Origin of the sequence: Streptomyces sp. NPDC096323 (assembly GCF_040302845.1) — a bacterium.
GTDB lineage: Bacteria > Actinomycetota > Actinomycetes > Streptomycetales > Streptomycetaceae > Streptomyces.
Genome location: NZ_JBEOSI010000011.1, coordinates 22,605 through 41,230 on the forward strand (window position 1 = coordinate 22,605; position 18,626 = coordinate 41,230).

The 18,626-nt window shown below is 70.4% G+C and carries 19 protein-coding genes and 1 pseudogene; 13 read left to right on the plus strand and 7 right to left on the minus strand.

Annotated elements, in window-relative coordinates; all coding sequences use genetic code 11:
* Positions 1–90: 90 nt before the first annotated feature.
* Positions 91–483: a nuclear transport factor 2 family protein gene (locus ABTX18_RS28245; RefSeq protein WP_352125596.1), complete on the minus strand. Its 393-nt coding sequence runs from the start codon at positions 481–483 to the stop codon at positions 91–93.
* 39 nt (positions 484–522) lie between these two features.
* On the opposite strand from ABTX18_RS28245, the gene ABTX18_RS28250 reads away from it, so the two are divergent.
* Positions 523–1,113, plus strand: a complete 591-nt coding sequence (locus ABTX18_RS28250) for a TetR/AcrR family transcriptional regulator (protein ID WP_352125597.1) — start codon at positions 523–525, stop codon at positions 1,111–1,113.
* Positions 1,114–1,274: 161 nt separating this feature from the next.
* Here the strand turns inward: ABTX18_RS28250 and ABTX18_RS28255 are convergent, their stop codons facing one another.
* Positions 1,275–2,051, minus strand: a complete 777-nt coding sequence (locus tag ABTX18_RS28255) for a DUF4232 domain-containing protein (protein WP_352125598.1) — start codon at positions 2,049–2,051, stop codon at positions 1,275–1,277.
* Positions 2,052–2,228: 177 nt separating this feature from the next.
* On the opposite strand from ABTX18_RS28255, the pseudogene ABTX18_RS28260 reads away from it, so the two are divergent.
* A pseudogene (locus ABTX18_RS28260) lies at positions 2,229–2,778 on the plus strand (GNAT family N-acetyltransferase).
* A gap of 142 nt (positions 2,779–2,920) precedes the next feature.
* Positions 2,921–4,084 (plus strand): hypothetical protein, encoded by a 1,164-nt coding sequence (locus ABTX18_RS28265; RefSeq protein ID WP_352125599.1) that lies wholly within the window; start codon positions 2,921–2,923, stop codon positions 4,082–4,084.
* A 6-nt stretch (positions 4,085–4,090) separates the two neighbouring features.
* On the opposite strand, the gene ABTX18_RS28270 is transcribed toward ABTX18_RS28265, so the two are convergent.
* Positions 4,091–5,305: a low temperature requirement protein A gene (locus ABTX18_RS28270; protein ID WP_352125600.1), complete on the minus strand. Its 1,215-nt coding sequence runs from the start codon at positions 5,303–5,305 to the stop codon at positions 4,091–4,093.
* A gap of 145 nt (positions 5,306–5,450) precedes the next feature.
* Between ABTX18_RS28270 and ABTX18_RS28275 the strand changes: the two genes are divergently transcribed.
* From ABTX18_RS28275 to ABTX18_RS28300, 6 genes are all read left to right on the plus strand, one after another.
* Positions 5,451–7,208: a hypothetical protein gene (locus tag ABTX18_RS28275; RefSeq protein ID WP_352125601.1), complete on the plus strand. Its 1,758-nt coding sequence runs from the start codon at positions 5,451–5,453 to the stop codon at positions 7,206–7,208.
* Between the two features lie 162 nt (positions 7,209–7,370).
* The gene (locus tag ABTX18_RS28280) at positions 7,371–7,778 is read left to right on the plus strand and encodes a hypothetical protein (RefSeq protein WP_352125602.1); all 408 of its coding nucleotides are present in this window, start codon (positions 7,371–7,373) and stop codon (positions 7,776–7,778) included.
* A complete protein-coding gene (locus ABTX18_RS28285) occupies positions 7,775–9,571 on the plus strand; it encodes an alpha/beta hydrolase (protein ID WP_352125603.1) in 1,797 nt (598 codons plus the stop codon). Before ABTX18_RS28280 ends, ABTX18_RS28285 begins: the two co-directional genes overlap by 4 nt.
* A gap of 86 nt (positions 9,572–9,657) precedes the next feature.
* Positions 9,658–10,107: a hypothetical protein gene (locus ABTX18_RS28290; protein ID WP_352125604.1), complete on the plus strand. Its 450-nt coding sequence runs from the start codon at positions 9,658–9,660 to the stop codon at positions 10,105–10,107.
* Positions 10,108–10,203: 96 nt separating this feature from the next.
* On the plus strand, positions 10,204–11,196 hold the full coding sequence (locus tag ABTX18_RS28295; RefSeq protein ID WP_503061224.1) for a C40 family peptidase: 993 nt from the start codon (positions 10,204–10,206) through the stop codon (positions 11,194–11,196).
* A 270-nt stretch (positions 11,197–11,466) separates the two neighbouring features.
* A complete protein-coding gene (locus ABTX18_RS28300; protein ID WP_352125606.1) occupies positions 11,467–12,198 on the plus strand; it encodes a phosphatase PAP2 family protein in 732 nt (243 codons plus the stop codon).
* Positions 12,199–12,288: 90 nt separating this feature from the next.
* Here the strand turns inward: ABTX18_RS28300 and ABTX18_RS28305 are convergent, their stop codons facing one another.
* Positions 12,289–13,896, minus strand: coding sequence for an FAD-binding oxidoreductase (locus ABTX18_RS28305; protein ID WP_352125607.1), 1,608 nt, complete (start codon positions 13,894–13,896; stop codon positions 12,289–12,291).
* Positions 13,897–13,940: 44 nt separating this feature from the next.
* The gene (locus ABTX18_RS28310; protein WP_352125608.1) at positions 13,941–14,129 is read right to left on the minus strand and encodes a hypothetical protein; all 189 of its coding nucleotides are present in this window, start codon (positions 14,127–14,129) and stop codon (positions 13,941–13,943) included.
* 131 nt (positions 14,130–14,260) lie between these two features.
* On the opposite strand from ABTX18_RS28310, the gene ABTX18_RS28315 reads away from it, so the two are divergent.
* Both ABTX18_RS28315 and ABTX18_RS28320 read left to right on the plus strand, forming a co-directional pair.
* Positions 14,261–15,133 carry an SCO4651 family lipoprotein gene (locus ABTX18_RS28315; RefSeq protein ID WP_352125609.1) on the plus strand — a complete coding sequence of 291 codons (873 nt, stop codon included), beginning with the start codon at positions 14,261–14,263 and terminating at the stop codon, positions 15,131–15,133.
* A gap of 158 nt (positions 15,134–15,291) precedes the next feature.
* Entirely contained in the window at positions 15,292–15,486 is a 195-nt protein-coding gene (locus ABTX18_RS28320; protein ID WP_352125610.1) for a hypothetical protein, read from the plus strand.
* A 33-nt stretch (positions 15,487–15,519) separates the two neighbouring features.
* Here ABTX18_RS28320 and ABTX18_RS28325 read toward each other — a convergent pair whose 3' ends face one another.
* The gene (locus tag ABTX18_RS28325) at positions 15,520–15,903 is read right to left on the minus strand and encodes a metal-sensitive transcriptional regulator (RefSeq protein ID WP_352125611.1); all 384 of its coding nucleotides are present in this window, start codon (positions 15,901–15,903) and stop codon (positions 15,520–15,522) included.
* A 200-nt stretch (positions 15,904–16,103) separates the two neighbouring features.
* On the opposite strand from ABTX18_RS28325, the gene ABTX18_RS28330 reads away from it, so the two are divergent.
* Together ABTX18_RS28330 and ABTX18_RS28335 are read left to right on the plus strand one after the other, a co-directional pair.
* Positions 16,104–16,724: a DUF47 domain-containing protein gene (locus ABTX18_RS28330; protein ID WP_136330487.1), complete on the plus strand. Its 621-nt coding sequence runs from the start codon at positions 16,104–16,106 to the stop codon at positions 16,722–16,724.
* 5 nt (positions 16,725–16,729) lie between these two features.
* Complete coding sequence (locus ABTX18_RS28335; RefSeq protein ID WP_352125612.1) at positions 16,730–17,728, plus strand: inorganic phosphate transporter; 999 nt, start codon at positions 16,730–16,732, stop codon at positions 17,726–17,728.
* Between the two features lie 114 nt (positions 17,729–17,842).
* Here the strand turns inward: ABTX18_RS28335 and pstB are convergent, their stop codons facing one another.
* Positions 17,843–18,619 carry a phosphate ABC transporter ATP-binding protein PstB gene (pstB, locus tag ABTX18_RS28340; protein ID WP_352125613.1) on the minus strand — a complete coding sequence of 259 codons (777 nt, stop codon included), beginning with the start codon at positions 18,617–18,619 and terminating at the stop codon, positions 17,843–17,845.
* Between the last annotated feature and the right edge of the window lie 7 nt (positions 18,620–18,626).

The following is an 18,626-nucleotide window of genomic DNA, read 5'->3' on the forward strand; positions in this document are numbered from 1 at the left end:
CGCTGTCGCGTGAGGTCGGTTCCGCGGGACGACGCGGCAGATGCCCGCCGGCCGCCGCGTTGATCGCAGGGTCGGGACTCGACGGCGGTTTCACCCGGTGCCGTCCGCATTACCCAGGGTGCGGCCCAGCTGGTCGATGCGCCGCACCCGTCCGTCCTCGGCGACCTCGCCGATCAGGACCCACTCGATCTCCAGGTGTCCGAGTTTGCGGTGGTCGGTGCTGAGGCGGCAGCGTGCGGCGAAGCGGTGGCCGTCGACGAGGAGATCGTCAATGCGCATGTCGCAGGCGGTGACGTTCTTGCGGGCCGGGGGCGCGTGCGTGATCAGCTGGTCGCGGGTGAGTTCCCTACCGTCGGTCACCCAGATCACGTCGTCGGTCAGGGTGCGGTCCACGATCTGCGCCGGGTCCTCGTCGGAGAGGGCCATGTCGCGGGTGTAGTCGATCAGCAGGCGGCGCGCCGACGCTTCAGTTATCTCTGACATGCCTGTCAGCTTTAAGGTCCACTGTTAGCATTGTCAACCGTGTCAGAGATAAGGCGTCGTCGTCAGCGGGTCGAGGTCGGACGCAACCGTGCGGCCTTGGTCGAGGCAGCGATCCGGACGCTTGCCGAGCGCCCTGAGGCGAGCATGGCCGAGATCGCGTCCGCGGCAGGCGTGGCGCGACAGACCGCGCATGCGCACTTCGGCACCCGCGAGGTGCTCCTTGCCGCAGTGCGCGACGAGTTGAGCCGTCGGGCCATCGCCGTGCTCGATGCCGCCGACATCGAGCACGGCACCGCCTCCGAAGCCCTCGGCCGGTTCCTCGATGCGACCGGAACGCTGCTGGCCGAGCAGGTGGCGTCCAGTCACGCGGCTGCCGACTCCGAGCAGGAGGCGGCACGCCACGTGCCCGTCGAGCAGCGACTGGAGGCCCTGATCCGCCGCGGCCGTGACAGTGGCGAGTTCACGACCGACCTGGAGACCGGTTGGCTGGTCGCCGCGACGATCGCGCTCGGCCACACCGCCGACCACCAGATCCGCATCGGCCGCCTGGACGCACAGGTCGCAGCGAGTCAGTTCCGGACCTCGGTGATGCACTTGTACGGCGCCAACGACCCTGACCCGGCACGGTGAGAGGCGGCACCGCTCCGGCCTTGCAGGCCACGCTCCGTGAGATCGATTACGGCGCAAGCGCCACCTGGAACCCCGAAAGCCTCCTGGCGGCGTATGCGGCCGCCAGGAGGCTTTCGGGGGGTCTTCGGGGCGTGCGCCGATCCACTGCTGCGCGCCGCGGGTCAGGACTTCGAGTCGGCCTGCTTCATGGAGGCCACCGCGTCGGCGACCGTACCGCTGTACAGGCCCAGCTTCGGGTCGAGGACCTTCACGTCGGGGCCGAGGGGGAAGTTGAGCTGCTCGGCGTTGGGCATGTGGTCGCCGTCGGCCAGGACGTTCAGCTCGTTGATCCAGGTCAGGGCACCGTCCGCACCGCTGGGGTTGAGGTCGATCACCGCGATGGCGGCGGTCTTCGGCTTGACCGGGTACGCGGGGGCGCCGCCGAGGCCGCCCGGGACCAGGGGGGTGACGTCGCCGCTGTGGTCCGCGGCGTTCTCGGCGCCCAGACTGACCCGGGGGAAGTAGCTCAGGCCGCAGGAGTTCGCGCCCGTGTTGTTGACCTCGATCACCTGCTGGGTGGCCGAGCCCTCACGGGGGTACACCCGCACCGACAGGTTGTCGCTCGTGCAGGGGTGCTTGTAGGCGTAGCTGTCGCTGGTGTTGCCGCCGCCCGCCTCGGCGCCGCCGCCGGACTTCGAGGTGCCGGTCTTGGTCGTGCTGCCGGTCTGGGACGCGTCCTTCTTCGAGGCGGTGGTCGTCGCGCCGTCGGTGGTGGTCGTGTCCGAGCCGGTGGGCTGCGACGCGCCCGCCGAGGCGGTGCTCTTCGCGGCGCTGTCCGCCGGGCCGGCCGACTTCGTGCCGCTGCCGTCCCCACCGCAGGCGGTGAGGGCGAGGGCGAGTACGGCGGTCACGGCGGCGCCGAGGGTGGCGGTGCGCTTGCGGGAGTGGATCGTACGCATGTGAATTCCCCGAGTGTGTGGAGGGTCGAGTGCGGTCGTTCAGCCGTGGCCAGGAACCTGCGGCGAGCCGCTCCCCCTCCTGACCTGCTGACATATGAAGCTTCTCGCCCGCCGCTCATGTTCTGCTAACGCCCGCCTGTCGTCCCGCTGACGCGCTCGTGCACTAGGTTGCCCGCCATGGCTGAAGCCGAATCCGTACGAGGCGCGTGGCCCCCGGCCCCTATGGCGACCGAACGACTTGTGCTGCGCGAGTCCGAGGCCCGAGACCGTGCGGCGTTCATCGAGCTGTTCGCCTCGCCGGAGGTGGGCACCCACATCGGTGGTCCTCGGCCGCGTGCCGAGCTCGAACGCTCGGTCCCCGAGGTGCCCGGGCGGCGGCCGGGGCTCTTCGTGATCGATCTGGACGGGTTGATGATCGGCATGGTCACACTCGACCGGCGCGACGCGGAGCGACCGGGCCACGTGCTCCCGGACGGCGGAGAGGCCGAGCTCGGCTACCTGCTCCGACACGAGGCGTGGGGACGCGGGTACGCCACCGAGGCGTGCGCGGCGGCACTTGGCTGGTTCGCCGACAACCTTCCCGACGAGCCGGTGGTGCTCTGCACCCAGACCGCCAACGCGCGCGATGCGCCTCGCGGCGAAGCTGGGGTTCACCGAGGTGGAGCGTTTCGAGGAGTACGGCGCCGAGCAGTGGTTCGGCGTGTGGTCCCCGGGCACGGCGGCGTGACGGTGGCCCACGACCACGCCGACGCGCTCGTGTCCCCGGCTTCGCCGAGGTGATTGTGGTCCACGTCACGCGTGACTTCCGTGGTGTGATCACCGTTAGATGTGATGTGCCCAAGCCTGCCTTTTCGGCCGAGACCGCCGCTGTGCCGCCTCCGCCCCCCGCGCCCCAGCCCTTTCTGCTGACGCCACGCCAGGGGGAGGCGGCGCGTGAGCTCCTCTCGTACGTGGTCGGCCTGCCGCTGACCTCCGTCGACGCACAACTCCTCGCCGTCGTGGTCGGGATCCGGGCCGCGCGCACCGGGGTCGGGAACCTGACCGGTACCGATCTGCGGTCGTTGCGGCTGGACAACCCGGAGCAGGCCGTCGCCGAGCTGGTCGCCGCCGGATGGCAGGTGCCCGGCTCGCTGCTCGACGGGGATCCGGACAAGCCGACCGGGATCGTCGTGCCGGACATGGCGCCGGGGCCGCAGCACGTGCTGCCCCTGGGCAAGGGTGTGCGGTCGAAGGTCTCCGGATGGGCCATGCGGACGCGCCTCGCCAAGCCCGTGAAGAAGGCCTCGCCCGCCGCACGGCTCGCCGCGCTGTTCCTCGCGGCGTACTGCACCGACGAACTCGTAGGCGAGGCACCCGACGACCTGCCCGTCGCCTGCTACCCGGCCGTGGCCGTCCTCCTGGAGAAGGGGTTCCTGGCGCAGGTGTCCGGCCGAACGTACCGGCTCGGCCCGGCGGTGGGGCACCTCGCCGGCATGTTCCGTACGCCGGAGGAGGCCGCGGCACTCGCCGCCGAGGAGGCGGCGCGCAGAGCCGCGAACGAGGCGGCGGCCGCGGCCGAACTCGTGGAGATCACCCCGGACCAGTGGGCGGAGTGGAAGTCCGGCATCAGCCCGGCCCTGCTGCGGCACGTGGAGGCCGTCGAGCAGTGCTCCTCGTGCCGGTGCTCCTTCGGCCGGGTCGCGAAGGCGTTCATGTCCGCGCCCTCGCCCGTTCCCGCGCCCCGGGCCTCGGCGAGTGACCACGACGCGTGGCGGGAGGCGCACCCGGAATGCGGCCGTGAGGCGGCCGAGTTCACCGTGGCCTTCCGCGCGGAGCACGGTCATGGGCCCTCGTACGGACAGTTGTGCAAGGGGCTCGGCTGGAAGAAGCTCTCGCGCTCACTGCGCGGCCTCGTCGTGAGCGGCATCGTCGCCGACGGCTGGCTGACCGAGACGTCTCCCGTGCCGTGGACCCTGCGCCCGGGCAAGGCCGCCCAGGCGCAGGGGATCGTGCTGCCGGGGCAGTCGGCGGCGGCCCGCAGCGGCACGCGCTGAGGGGGCCTACGCGTTCTCCTCCTCCGAGTCCCCGGCCGCGTCCCCGCGCGCGGCGCTTCGCGCCGACAGGATGAGTGTCGTGGCGATGAGGAGTGCGGTGATGATTCCCGTGAAGAGGACCGGGGAGGGCGCGTACGTGACGGCCAGGACGGCGAGGACCGTGACCGGGTGCAGTACGTCGGCCGTGGTGCGCAGGCCGCCGGTGCGGTGGTGCAGCAGCCATACGAGGGTCACGAAGACGGCCACGGGGATGGTGTAGGCCGCCGCCGCTTCCCGGTCCGAGAGGTGTCCGTGGCCGGTCGCGTGGGCCACGTTGACGGCGAGGCCGGCGCCGACGGCCGCCGCGGACGCGAAGACCAGGTAGTGGCCGTACCCCCACAACAGTGCCATGCGCAGCGAGGTCAACTGGTCGTGCACGCTCGCACTCCGCGCGAAGTACAGCCACCACAGGGCGAAGACGGTCAGAATGCCCCCGACGACGAGGGCGGCGAAGTCGGCGAGCGGCGCGTGGGATTCGAGTGCGGCGTGTACGGCTCCGGTGGCGGCGGTGATGGACTCGCCCAGCACGATCAAGGTGAACAGGCCGTACCGCTCGGCGATGTGGTGCGGGTGCCACGTCGTGGTGGCCGTGTGCTCCGCCCACGCGGGGACAGCGATCTCGGCCAGGACCAGGACGCCGAAGGTGACGAGACCGATGTCGTCGGGGAGCGTCAGGCGTACCACCCAGCCGACCTGCACGAGGAAGATGCCCACGGCGTAGCGCAGGCAGGTGGCGCGCCTGGCGGGGTCGGACCGGGCGGCGCGCAGCCACTGGGTGACCATGGCGAGCCGCATGATCACGTAGCCCCAGGTGATGACCGTGAAGTCCTCGTGCAGCAGCGCCTCCGACGCGCCGGCGGCGAGGACCAGGGCGCCGGTGATCTGGACGAGGGTGAGCAGCCGGTACGGCACGTCGTCGGTGTCGTAGGCGGAGGCGAACCAGGTGAAGTTCATCCACGCCCACCAGATCGCGAAGAACACCATGGCGTAGCCGAGGACGCCGTGGCCGATGTGCCCCTCCGCGAGTTCGTGCTCGAACGCCGTCGCCGCCTGGGCCACGGCCGTGACGAAGCAGAGGTCGAAGAACAGCTCCAGCATGGTCGCGGTGCGGTGCCGCTCGCCGGGCGGGCGGGCGACCATGGGGCGGTACCAGGAGGCGGGGGAGGGGTGCGAGTGGCTCATAGGGGCGCATTCTTCCCGGCGTTGCGGTCGCGGGGGGCGACAGGCCCGGCGGCGGTGAGGCGGCGCGCGTTATCCGCTGGCGCCCGGGACGGGGGCCTGCCAGACTCCGCGGCATGACCTATGGAATCGAGAACCACCCCGCCCGTTGAGCGCCCCGGAAGAGCGCGGAGCGCTCACCTCCCGGCCCTCGCTGTACACCTGCGCCGTCTCCGTCCGGCACGCCGAGCCCGAGGGGCCGTGGTGCCAGGAGTACGCGGCACCGCCCGCCCGCATCGGGCCGAAGGGGAAGGCCCGCCGTGGCTGGGCCGAGATCCGGGACGAGTTGACGGGGCTGCTCGGCCCGCTGCTCATGGATCCGGACGCCGCCTCGGCCGCGGAGCAACTGCACCGGCGGTTCTCCGCGATGGATCCGCCCGTCCATCACCGGAACATCCACCGGGTCGTGCGCGGTCTTCCGCTGGAGAACGAGGCGCGGGCGCGTGCGTTCGCGCGGTGCCTGGTGCGTACGGGACACGGCCATCCGTCCGTCTGCGTCGGCCTCGTGCTGCTGGCCCGGCTCGGTGAGCCGGAGGACGTGCCGTACCTCGTGACGCTGGGGGTACTGAGGGACCTCGCGGGCCCCGTCGTCCATGCGCTCGACACCATCGACAGGTCGGCCGCGGCCCTGATCTCCCTGCGGGATCAGGAGACGAAGCCCGAACTGCACGGGCTGGTCGCCGCGCTCGGCGCCGGGGACGACGCGGCTGTGCGGGCGGCGTTGGTGGCGTTGCCGTCGACGGTCGCGCCGGGTGTGGCGCGGAGAGTGGCGGAGGCCGCGGGGGCGGCGCGACTGCTGCGGCCCGGCGCGCCGCGCGCACAGGCAGGCGAACTGACGGCCCGACTCGGATGGTTGCTGTTTTGGATGACCACCATGCGTGATTACACCTCTGAGATCCTCCTGTATGAGGAGGCGGTGTGCGCCTACGAGTCGTTCGCCTGGGGCGCCCCGCATCTGGAGCCCACGCTCGACCACTACGCACTGGTGCTCTCAGCCGTCCAGGAGCTCCGCAGCGGGCCCGGCAGCTTGCACGGATGGGGGCCGGGGCGTCGGGAGGCGGTGATCGCGGAACTGGCTGCCGTCCTGGACCGGGCCGAATGGCGGGCGGTCGTGGAACAGGACGGAGCGGACGCCGGAGCGCGGTGGCGTACCGCGTGGGCGCGGCGTGCGCGGGCGCAGGTGGCGCGCGATCCGGCCGGACCGGCGGAGGGGCTGCGGATCGAGGTCGCCGAACGCGACCCCTTGGATCCGGGCACCGTCGAGGCCCGCATCGTCGTCGGGGGCCGTCCCCTGGTGCCGGAGGTGTTCGGGAGGGGGCCCGCGAACAGCCCGGAGTGGCTGCTGGACAGCGGACGGCTTCGGGCGACGGAGGAGTCCCGGGAGGTGCAGCTCGCGGAGGCGTACTGCACCGAGGGCTGCTGCGGTGCGCTGCACGTCACGATCCGGCGGGACGGCGGTGAGGTGGTGTGGTCCGACTGGCGGTGCCCGGCGCCGTCGCCCTCCCGGCCGCACGTCCGCGAGATCCCGGAGCTCCGCTTCGACGCGGCCGAGTACGACGCCGAGATCGCCCGCGCCGAGAACGACCACACGTGGACGTGGCCGGCCCGCAAGGCCGCCCGGCTGATCGCTGCCGGGCTGCGCGACCGGCCGGAGCTGCTCACCCGCTGGGGCGCGGAACTGAGCTGGATCGGCACGGAGTTCAGGGACCCGGACCGGGCGGTGGTGTCCCTGCGGTACGCGGGGGAGGACGGCCCGCCGACGTACTTCAAGTGGTACGTCCCCGGGGCCGGCACCCCGCCGGAGAACCGCGCCGCCGACGCGCTGAACCGGCTCGCAGCGGCGGACCCGAGGACGTACGGGTCGTAGTGCCGCGCCCCGTCCACCGTTCGGGTGATCTGCGGGGCGAGGCGATGCGCCGGGATGCCCGGGGAGCGGCGGCGGACCGCTCCCCGGCGCCCGGGCGTGCGGCGTGTCGGGGTCGCCGGGTTTGGCACAGTGCCGCTCCACGATCAAGGAACGGGGCGAGCGGTGAGCGGTGTGCGGCAGAGGCTGAGCGATCTGGCGGGTGGTGGGGGCGTCGTCGGCGGCGGAGGTGGAGGCGGTTCGGCGGGCGGTGGCCTGTTGAGGCACAGCGACGGGGCTTGGCTGCGGGCTGCCGGGGGCGCGGAGGGGATGGGGGTGCACCTCGGTCCGGTGAGGTCGGAGCTGGCGGCCGCGCACGAGGGGCTGATGGCGGGGACCGCCGGGCTGAGCGCGCTGGCCGAGCTGGGTTCCGTACGCGCGTCGTGGGAGCGGCGCTTCGAGACCGCGCGCCATGAGTGCGGGTCGCTCGCCGGCAACCTTCGGGCGGTCGCCCGGGCGCAGGGCGACACGAACGAGACCGTCAAGTCGTCGTTCGCCCCCGTGGCCCGGCGGACGCGAGGGGTCGAGCGATGACGGCGGGGGTCTCCGGGCTGACCTGGGCCCAGTTACGGGACGTGAAGTGCGCCGAGCTGGAGGGGGCGGCCGACGGCTGGGGCAAGGCGAGCAACCGGGCCGATGCCGGGCGGGACCGGATCGAGAAGCAGCTGCTGAACGGTTTGCGCGACACCCAGCAGGGGGCGGCGGCGGACGCGGCGGTGCGGAGGCTGCGGCAGCTGAGCCTGAACCTGCAGTACGTGTACACGGAGTGCGGGCTCGTCCGTACGACGCTGAACAGCCTCGCCCACGAGATGAAGGCCCAGCAACGGGCGTTGCGGGAGGCGCTGGAGGATGCGCAGGCGCTGAGGTTCACGGTGCACGCGGACGGGTCGGTCACTTATCCGGAGGGCGGTGAGGGCCTGGTCGACGGGAAGCCGTTGCCGGGCGGGACGGCTTCGGCGAACGGGGCGCCGGGGCTGCTGCCGCCGTCGGGGCTGGTGGCCCCGAACCCCCATGCGGCCAGGGCGCAGGACATCGCGGACCGGGTCGCGAAGGCGGTGCGGACGGCGAGCGAGATCGACTGGCGGTTCGCCCGGATCCTGCGGAAGCTGAAGGCCGAGGAGGGCCTGAAGGTCCCGGACCGGACGTGGACCGACGCGGCGGGGGACGCGGCGATGGTCCGGGACGTGGCCGGGGGCTACCTGAGGTCGGGCATCCCGTACGACGCGGGCCCGGCGGAGCGGGGCGCGTGGTGGGCGGCCCTGACGGACGAGCAGCGCGAGGAGTACCTCGCGGTGTACCCGGACCTGATCGGCAACCTGGACGGCATCCCGGCCCTGGTCCGCGACACGGCGAACCGGGACAACCTGCAGCTGCTGATCGGCAAGCTGGAGGGGCGGGACGATGCGCGGTCGGAGACACAGTTGGCGGGGCTGCGGGAGATCGACCGGCAGTTGCAGGCGGGGCGGCGACCCGGCGAGCCGCCGATGTACTTGCTGGGCATCGGGGACGAGGGAAACGGGCGGGCGATTGTTTCGTTCGGTAATCCAGATAGGGCGAGAAACGTTGCAACGTACGTCCCGGGGTTGAATACTTCGCTCGACAAGGAGTTCGCGGAAGGCGACCTCAAACGGGCACGTGACACGGCGATTGGTGCCCGATACTACGATCCGTCGAGCGCTGCGATTGTGTGGCTTGGCTACGATGCTCCGCAGTCGCCGGATGGCTGGCACAGCCTTGACGTTATGAGGGAAGGGCGCGCCGAGAGGGGAGGGGCGTCTTTCCATCAGTTTATGGGTGGCCTCTCTTCTACCAACGAAAACAGCGATCCTCATATGACCGCCATCGGGCATTCCTACGGCTCTCGGACAGTAGGCGCTGCCACGCAACACGGTGGCAGTATTCCCGGAGTTGATGACATTGTTCTAGTGGGGAGCCCCGGGGTTGGCGTAGATCGCGCAGAGGACCTCGGAGTGAGCAAGGAACATGTCTTCGTTGGTGCGGCAGAGAACGATGTCGTGACCAGGCTTCCGGCGAAACAGCAGAGCGTAGTCGGCATCGCCGCAGGGCCTCTCGCGGCGCGTCTACTTGGTGACGCGGCAGATCAGGGGGACGACGACCTCTGGTTCGGGCGGGACCCGGCGAGTAGATCTTTTGGCGCACGACGCTTTGAGGTTGATGAGGGGCCTCAGTTGATCGGTTCGGGTGGCCTGTCGATTGATGCGCACTCTCGCTACTTCGACCCGAATAGGGATGCAGTGTCGGCGAACAACATTGCTCTCATCACGGCGGGACGGTCTGGAAAAATTAAGCCCGAGGAGTATCGGTGAGGCGTAATTTCGGCGGGATCGCAATCGTGCTCGCCCTGTGTTTGTCAACTGCCTCGTGTGACAGTAGCGGAGGAGAGCGAGGGCGTATGGACATGCAAGAGGCCGCAGAACATGCAGACGGGATTCTTGATGCAGTCCTTGCAGAAATTCAACCGGAAGTGCGGTGGGTGCATGGACCGACAACTACGGGGGTTTGTGATGTAACGCGCAGAAGGGTCGTCATGACCGTTGTTTCCCCGGAGCGGCGTGGGAGCTTCCTGGGGCTAGTGGATCGCTTTTGGCGAAAGAGCGACTACAGAATCAAGTCGGTCAACGATGACTCGGAGGTGCCGGCCATCTTTGCGCAGACGAGGGATGGGTTCGGGGTGAGCCTGATTGTTGGAGGTGCGGGGCAAGTCTTCTTCGAGGTCGACAGCCCGTGTGTTCGGGAATCAGAGGTGGCTGACCCCGAGCCGAGCGGACCGAGCTACGCGGGAGCCGAAGTGATCCCCCGCCCCAACGTCCACTCCGACTTCTGGTCCGCCGGAGCGCACTGATGGCGCATCAGTGACCCCAACGACTCGTACACACCGTCGAAAACACCCATGAACCCCTCCCCGATGGGGGATGGTTGAGGGGTGCGGAAATACTGGATGGCAGGTGGGATCGGCCTCGGGGCCGCCACGCTCTTCGTGGCGCTGCTCGTCGTCGGTACGTACTCCGCCGCCGCCGGCCTCGTCGGCGGCGGGGGTGGGGCCGTGGCGTTGGCCAAGGGGGCCGTGCCGGCCAAGTATCAGCCGCTCGTACAGAAGTGGGGCAACCTCTGCCCCGCCATCAACCCCGCCCTGCTCGCCGCCCAGCTCTACCAGGAGAGCGGCTGGAATCCGCGGGCGCAGAGCCCCGCCGCCGCTCAGGGGATCGCGCAGTTCATCCCCGGCACCTGGGCCTCGCACGGGGTCGACGGGGACAAGGACGGGGACCGGGACGTCTGGGATCCCGCCGACGCGATCCCGTCCGCCGCCTCGTACGACTGCGAGCTCGCCGGGTACGTGAAGAGGGTCCCCGGGGACCCGACCGACAACATGCTGGCCGCCTACAACGCGGGCGCGTACCGGGTCATCAAGGCCGGCGGGGTCCCCGCCATCGCCGAGACGCAGAACTACGTCAAGATCATCCGGTCCCTGGAGAAGAGCTTCGCCCGGCCCGTCGGGCGGGTGCAGCCCTCTCAGCAGGCCGCGGGTGCCATCTACTTCGCCCAGAAGAAGCTCGGGACGAAGTACCTCTGGGGCGGTAACGGGACCCCGGAGCAGGGCGGGCGGTTCGACTGTTCGGGGCTGACCCAGGCCGCGTACCGGACCGTCGACATCGAGCTGCCGCGGGTGGCGAACGATCAGTACAACGCCGGGCCGCACCCCTCGCGGGACGAGCTGCTCCCCGGGGACCTGGTGTTCTTCTCCGACGACCTGAGCAACTCGCGGGCGATCCACCACGTGGGCCTGTACGTCGGGGGCGGGTACATGATCAACGCGCCGTACACCGGTGCCGTCATCCGGTTCGACAAGATCGACACGCCGGACTACTTCGGTGCGACACGCGTCACCAAGGACGGTGCCGCGGCCCTTCCGACCGCGCAGTCGGCGGCCTGACCTCCGGGCGTCGGTGGCCGGAACTCTCTGTGAAGCCTGGGCCCTGAGCTGCGACGATGAGTCACTCTTCGATAACGTCATGGTGATCATTCGGTGGAGAGTGGAACGTACGCACGGGACGCGTCGTTCTCTGGTTGGACCGGGGCCCCGCAGCCAATGACCTGGCGACGCCCCGCCACACGTGAGTGATTGAACCGAACACGGGGGTTCGTCATAGCGGCACACATGGGTGTGTGCCGCAGCAGCAGACAAGGCAAGGGGCCGCGGCAGATGGCTGGACTCGCACTGGATGGGTCGAACCCCGATGTCAGCCTGCTCTACGACATCAACGGGCTCGCGAAGTCCGCTCCCACCTGGTTCGACCGGGTCATGGAGTTCGTCGGTGAGTACGGGATCATGCTCGGCATGGTCCTGGTGGTCCTGTGGTGCTGGTGGAGCAGCCGCAGGCGCGGCACGCCCGAGGACTCGGTGAGCGCCGTCGCCGGGATCGTCTGGGCGCCGCTCGCGGCCGGGATCGCCCTGTTGATCAACATTCCGATCCGTGAGTTCGTCGAGCGGCCGCGGCCGTTCAAGGACCACCAGGGGCTGGACGTCCTGGTGGACGGGAAGAACGACTTCTCCTTCGTCAGCGACCACGCCACCATGGCGATGGCCCTCGGCGTCGGGCTGTTCGTGGCGAACCGCAAGTTCGGCATCGCGGCCATCGCGCTCGCCCTGCTGGAGGGTTTCTGCCGGATCTACATGGGCGTTCACTACCCGACCGACGTGATCGGCGGTTTCGCGCTCGGTACGGCTGCCGCGCTGCTGCTCGCGCCGCTCGCGATGATGCTGCTGACACCCCTGATCGGCGCCGTCTCGCGGTCGGGGCGGCTGGGCCGGCTGGTCAGGTCCCGCAGTGCGGTGGTGGCGGTGGCCGGGGACAGGGGCGAGGCGCTCGGCATCCCCGAGCCGCGCCCCGGTTCGGGCGGCGGCTCGGACGGCGAGAAGGGTCTGGCCGCGTAGGGTCTGGCCGCGTAGGACCTGGCGGGGTGGGGCGTGGCGGGATGGGGTCTGGCCGCCCAGGGCCTGGCCCTTGACGACGGGCCCGGGCGGTCACAGTGATTGCGGGTACGTGAAGAAGCCCTCCGGGTCGTACCGCTTCTTCACCTCGGCCAGGCGGGCGGCGGCCGGACCGTAGTAGGCCGTCCGCCAGTCCGTCAGGGACGGGTCCGCGTAGTTCTGGTAGGCCGCCCCGGACGCGTAACGGCGCAGCGTGGCATGGGTGACTTTCAGCCAGTTCTGCTGAGCGGTGCCGGTCGTGCCCGGGCGCCAGGCGCCGATGTACTGGGCGAGCATCCGTGAACCGCGGTGGACGAACGCGGTGGCCTCGGGGGCGACCCGGTTGACCGCGCCGCCCAGCGCGGTGAGGGCGATCGAGCCCCCGCCGCCCTGGTCCCCGCCGAGCCGGGTGAACGCCTCGGCCCGGTCGAGCAGGGCCTGGATGCCCGCCGGGGACAGCGAGCGGTCGTAGAAGTCGGAGGCCGCCGCGTACGTCTCGCGCTGGAGCGAACCCTGGGGGCCGCGGCCCGGAGTCGTCCCGGGCAGGTGGCACTGGGCGTCCGTGAGGCCCGAGCAGCCCGCGTACACGAGCATCGCCTCCTGGTAGCTGCGGCGGCGCAGCGAGACCGAGGTGGCGGAGGCGCCGATCCGGTCGGCGAGGCGGTCGACGGCGTTCTGTAGATCGCCGTACGTACCCAGGCTGAACGCCGATACCGACACCGTCGGGTTCGTCCCGCCCGGTCCTGCCGCGACGTGTGCGGAGGACCAGATCTCGTCCGGCTGGTCCGGGCCCCATTCCTGCCAGGCCGTCAGGACGGCACGGGCGCGCGCCCAGGGCCAGGACATGTACGCGGAGACCGTCTGCGGGGCGGGCCGGGTGCGGAAGCGGAGTTCGGTGACGACGCCGAAGTTGCCGTTGCCCGCGCCGCGCAGCGCCCAGAAGAGGTCCGGGTGGTGGGTGGCGTCCGCGGTGAGCGTCCTGCCGTCGGCGGTGACGAGCGTCGCGCCGGTGAGGCTGTCGCACGTCAGGCCGTACGCGCGCGAGGCGACGCCGTGGCCGCCGCCCAGCGTGAGGCCGGAGATGCCGACCGTGGGGCAGGAGCCGCCGGGGATCGTCAGGCCGTGCGCGGCGAGGCCCTGGTAGACGCCGAGGAGCCGGGCGCCGGCGCCGATCGTGCCGTCCCGTTCCACGCGGTCCAGTGACGAGACGTCAACGACCAGGCGGCCGGTGCCGCTCGACCAGCCGCCGTAGGAGTGCCCGCCGCTGCGGATGGCGACGGGTATGGAGCTGCGGCGGGCGAAGGCCAGGCACTCGGCTATGTCCGCTTCGTGCCGGACGTAGGCGACCGCGGCCGGTTTCTGGCTGTCGTAGCGGGTGTTGTAGAGCTGGCGGGCGGTCGGGTAGGCGGCGTCGTCGGGGCGTACGAGGGAACCGGCGAGGCTCCTGCCCAGGGCCGTCCAGTCCGCCGGAACGGTCGGCGAGGTCTTCGGGGGCGTGGCCGGGGAGCCGGTGGCGGCCGCCGAGGTGGCTGCCGACGTGACCGGGTCGGGACCGGGGCCGGAAGCGCCCTGGCCCGTGTCGTCGCAGGCGGTGGTGGTGGCGCCGGTGAGGACGGCTGCGGCGCCTGCGGTCAGGACGGTGCGCCGGTTCGGCAGGGGCATCGGACCTCCGGGGTGGGGGAGAGGGCGAGGGAGGAGGCCGGTGGTCAGGCCGTGGTGGTGCGGTGGTCCTCGGCGTCCGTGCGGGCCCGGTCGCGGGAGCGGCGGGCCGGTCCCGACCAGCCGCAGCTGCAGCGGGCGGTGCAGAACGAGCCGCGTTCGACGGTGGTTGCTTCATGGGCGGGCCGTGCCGGTGGAACGGCCGGCGGGACCTCTGCGGTGTGTTGGTCGTACACGCGTCCACGGTACTGGGCAGGGCCGTCCGGCGGTGAGGGGTGTGCGAGCCGCGTGACGGGCGGCAGGGGCTGTCGTTATGCGGAACGGGTGGGGGCTCGGGCAAGCGGTCCTCGTTGGGGGTTGGCAGGCGATGGTGGTGCAGCAGCACAGGTCCGGAGGCGGGGCGCGCGCTGTGTGCGCCCTCGCCGTGATGGGCGTCATGGTCGCGGCCACCGGATGCGCCGGGGACGGTACGAGCGGGGACGGCGCCGTGGCCGACGAGCGGTCCGGTGCGGCGGCCGTCGAAGTGGTGCGGCGGAGCGCGGCGGTGCTCGCCGGCAGGGGAGCCGAGGTCGGCAGCGCCGAGGTGGTGACGTCGATGGAGACGGCGGCCGGTGGCACGCGGGTCACGATCAGGGGCAAGGGGACGTACGACTTCCGCGCCCGGTCCGGCCGGCTCAAGGTCGTCCTCCCGCAGGACGCGGCGGGCGAGGACGAACACCGGCCGATCACGGAGCTCCTGGCCCCGGGCGCCCTCTACATGATGAACCGCGGTGCCGGGGTGCCCGCCGACAAGTGGGTCAGGATCGACACGACGGCGCTGGCGGACGGCAACCTGGTGACCGGCGGAGTCACCGACCCGATGGCCGCCGCCGAACTGCTGGGCGGGGCGCGTGCGGTGACGTACGTGGGGGAGACAGACCTCGCCGGGGTGACCGTGCGGCACTACCGGGGGACCGCCGACATCGGACGGGCCGCCCGCCGCGCCCCGGCGGCTTTCCGGGGTGCGCTCGCGGCGGCGGCGAAAGGGTTCCGTACGCACGCGGTGCCGTTCGACGCGTATCTGGACGAACAGGGCCGGCTGCGCAAGGTGCGGCACCGGTTCAGCTTCGCCAACGAGGGGCAGGTGCGGGAGGTGGTGTCGACGACGCTGCTGTACGGATTCGGGGTGCCGGTCTCCGTACCGCTGCCGGACGCGCGCGACATCTACACCGGAGAGATCGAGCAGGGGCGGCGGGAGTGACCGCCCCGCGAGCCCGGCATGATCCAAACGAGAGGCCCTGGTGCCGGGAGGGGCACTAGGCATCTGAGGGGCGGCGAAATGGCCCGTCCGTGCCATGCGCGGTGCGTGCCGGGATCCCTACCCTGGGAAATCGGCGACGGCAGTGAGAGGTGAGTGACGTGGTGACGCTCAGCCCGCGGACCGTATCGGACCTGGTGGCCCTCGCCGAGATCGAGCTCTGCGGAGAGCTGATGATCGCGGCGTCGGCGGCGATGGGCGAGCGGCTCAGCGTGGACCGTATCGACGAGGTGCTCTGCGTGAAGGCGATCACCGAGCGCGCCACCGTCCCCCGGCAGGCGGATCACCGGGGCTGACGGGGCGGGCGGCGGGTATCGGGCGAGCCTCGGTCAGGTACGCAGCAGGCGGGCGATGGCCTTGGTGGCCTCCTCGACCTTCGCGTCGATCTCGTCGCCGCCCTTGACCGAGGCGTCGGCGACGCAGTGGCGCAGGTGCTCCTCCAGCAGTTGGAGCGCGAAGGACTGGAGCGCCTTGGTGGACGCCGAGACCTGGGTGAGTATGTCGATGCAGTAGACGTCCTCGTCGACCATGCGCTGCAGGCCGCGGATCTGGCCCTCGATGCGGCGCAGGCGCTTGAGGTGCTCGGCCTTCTGGTGGTGGTAGCCGTGGATCCCGCGGTCGTGGTCGGTCACGAGCACTTCGGCGGGAGCCGTGGCATCGGATGCGCCCGCGTCGGGCGACCGGTCCGCCTCGGTGGCCTCGGTAGTGGTCATTGCTGCCTCCCGTTTTTCCTTTACCCTGCCGTTTACATACCCCTGGTGGGTATATCCTAACGAATTCAGCTGAAACGTGACCGGGGCCCCGTGCTGATCACTGTGCCTGATGCGCGACACTGAAGAATGCCGGTTAGCCGTGGCCGGATGATGCGCCTAGCATCAGCCTGACCGAATCCAAAGCACCCCGAGGACCCCACGTGCGCTTTCGTCTGACCCCCAGGGAGACGAGCTTCTACGACATGTTCTCCGCCTCCGCGGACAACATCGTCACGGGCTCGAAACTCCTCATGGAACTGCTCGGGGCGGATTCTGCCTCCCGAGTCGAGATCGCGGAGCGCATGCGGGCAGCGGAGCACGCGGGGGACGATGCCACCCACGCGATCTTCCACCAGCTGAACTCCTCCTTCATCACGCCGTTCGACCGCGAGGACATCTACAACCTCGCCTCGTCGCTCGACGACATCATGGACTTCATGGAGGAGGCCGTCGACCTGGTCGTTCTGTACCAGGTCGAGGAGCTCCCCAAGGGTGTCGAGCAGCAGGTCGAGGTGCTGGCGCGGGCGGCTGAACTGACCGCCGCGGCCATGCCGAACCTGCGGACGATGGACAACCTCACCGAGTACTGGATCGAGGTCAACCGCCTGGAGAACCAGGCCGACCAGATCCACCGCAAGCTGCTCGCCCAGCTCTTCAACGGCAAGTACGACGCCATGGAGGTGCTGAAGCTGAAGCAGATCGTGGACGTGCTGGAGGAGGCTGCGGACGCGTTCGAGCACGTCGCGAACACGGTGGAGACCATCGCGGTCAAGGAGTCCTGAACCACGTGGACACCTTTGTACTGATCGTGACCATCGGCGTCGCGCTCGGATTCACGTACACGAACGGCTTCCACGACTCGGCGAACGCCATCGCCACGTCGGTCTCCACCCGGGCGCTCACGCCTCGTGCGGCCCTGGCCATGGCGGCGGTGATGAACCTCGCCGGCGCGTTCCTCGGCAGCGGGGTCGCCAAGACCGTCAGCGAGGGTCTGATCGCGACGCCCACCGGCGACAAGGGGATGGGAATCCTCTTCGCCGCACTGGTCGGCGCGATCATCTGGAACCTGGTCACCTGGTACTTCGGCCTGCCGTCGTCGTCCTCCCATGCCCTGTTCGGCGGAATGGTCGGCGCGGCGCTGGCCGGCGGGACGCTGGTGCACTGGCAGGGGGTGCTCGACAAGGTCGTCATCCCGATGTTCATCTCGCCGGTGATCGGCCTGGTGGCCGGTTATCTGGTGATGGTCGCCATCATGTGGATGTTCCGGAAGTCCAACCCGCACAAGGCCAAGCGCGGTTTCCGCATCGCGCAGACGGTCTCGGCCGCGGGCATGGCGCTCGGTCACGGTCTGCAGGACGCGCAGAAGACGATGGGCATCGTGGTGATGGCCCTGGTCATCTCCGGCCACGAGACGTACAGCGACCCGATCCCGGTCTGGGTGAAGCTCGTCTGCGCGCTGATGCTGTCGCTGGGTACGTACGCCGGTGGCTGGCGCATCATGCGTACGCTCGGCCGGAAGATCATCGAGCTGGACCCGCCGCAGGGCTTCGCCGCGGAGACGACGGGGGCCTCGATCATGTTCGGTTCGGCGTTCCTGTTCCACGCGCCGATCTCGACGACGCACGTCATCACCTCGGCGATCATGGGTGTCGGCGCCACGAAGCGGGTGAACGCGGTGCGATGGGGTGTCGCGAAGAACATCATCCTGGGGTGGTTCATCACGATGCCGGCTGCGGCGCTCGTCGCCGCCGCGAGCTATGGGGTTGTCGCGCTGATCTTCGGCTGACCGCAGGCCGGTACACCGTACGAACGGGTCCGCCCCGCTCTCCTCGTGGAGAGCGGGGCGGACCCTTCGCCTTGTGGTGGCACCGCCATGCAGCACCTCAAGGCCGTCTGGGGATCAGCCGAAGCGGCCGGAGATGTAGTCCTCCGTGGCCTGGACCGAGGGGTTGGAGAAGATGCGTTCCGTCTCGTCGATCTCGATGAGCTTGCCGGGCATGCCGACCGCCGCGAGGTTGAAGAACGCCGTGCGGTCCGAGACGCGGGCCGCCTGCTGCATGTTGTGCGTCACGATGACGATCGTGAAGCGCTCCTTCAGCTCACCGATCAGGTCCTCGATGGCGAGGGTGGAGATCGGGTCGAGGGCGGAGCACGGCTCGTCCATCAGCAGCACCTGGGGCTCGACCGCGATGGCGCGGGCGATGCACAGACGCTGCTGCTGACCGCCGGAGAGGCCGGAGCCGGGCTTGTTCAGCCGGTCCTTGACCTCGTTCCAGAGGTTCGCGCCGCGCAGCGACTTCTCCACGACGTCGCCGAGTGCGTTCTTGCGGTACGAGCCGTTGAGGCGCAGGCCCGCCGCGACGTTGTCGAAGATCGACATGGTCGGGAACGGGTTCGGGCGCTGGAAGACCATGCCGACCGTGCGGCGCACGGTGACCGGGTCGACGTTCGATCCGTACAGGTCCTCCTCGTCCAGCAGCACCTTGCCCTCGACGCGGCCCCCGGGGGTGACCTCGTGCATGCGGTTCAGGGTGCGCAGGAAGGTGGACTTGCCGCAGCCGGACGGGCCGATGAAGGCGGTCACGGAGCGGGGTTCCACGGTCATGGAGATGTCGTCGATCGCCTTGTGGCTGCCGTAGAAGGCCGACAGGCCGCTGATGTCGATGCGCTTGGCCATCTGAATC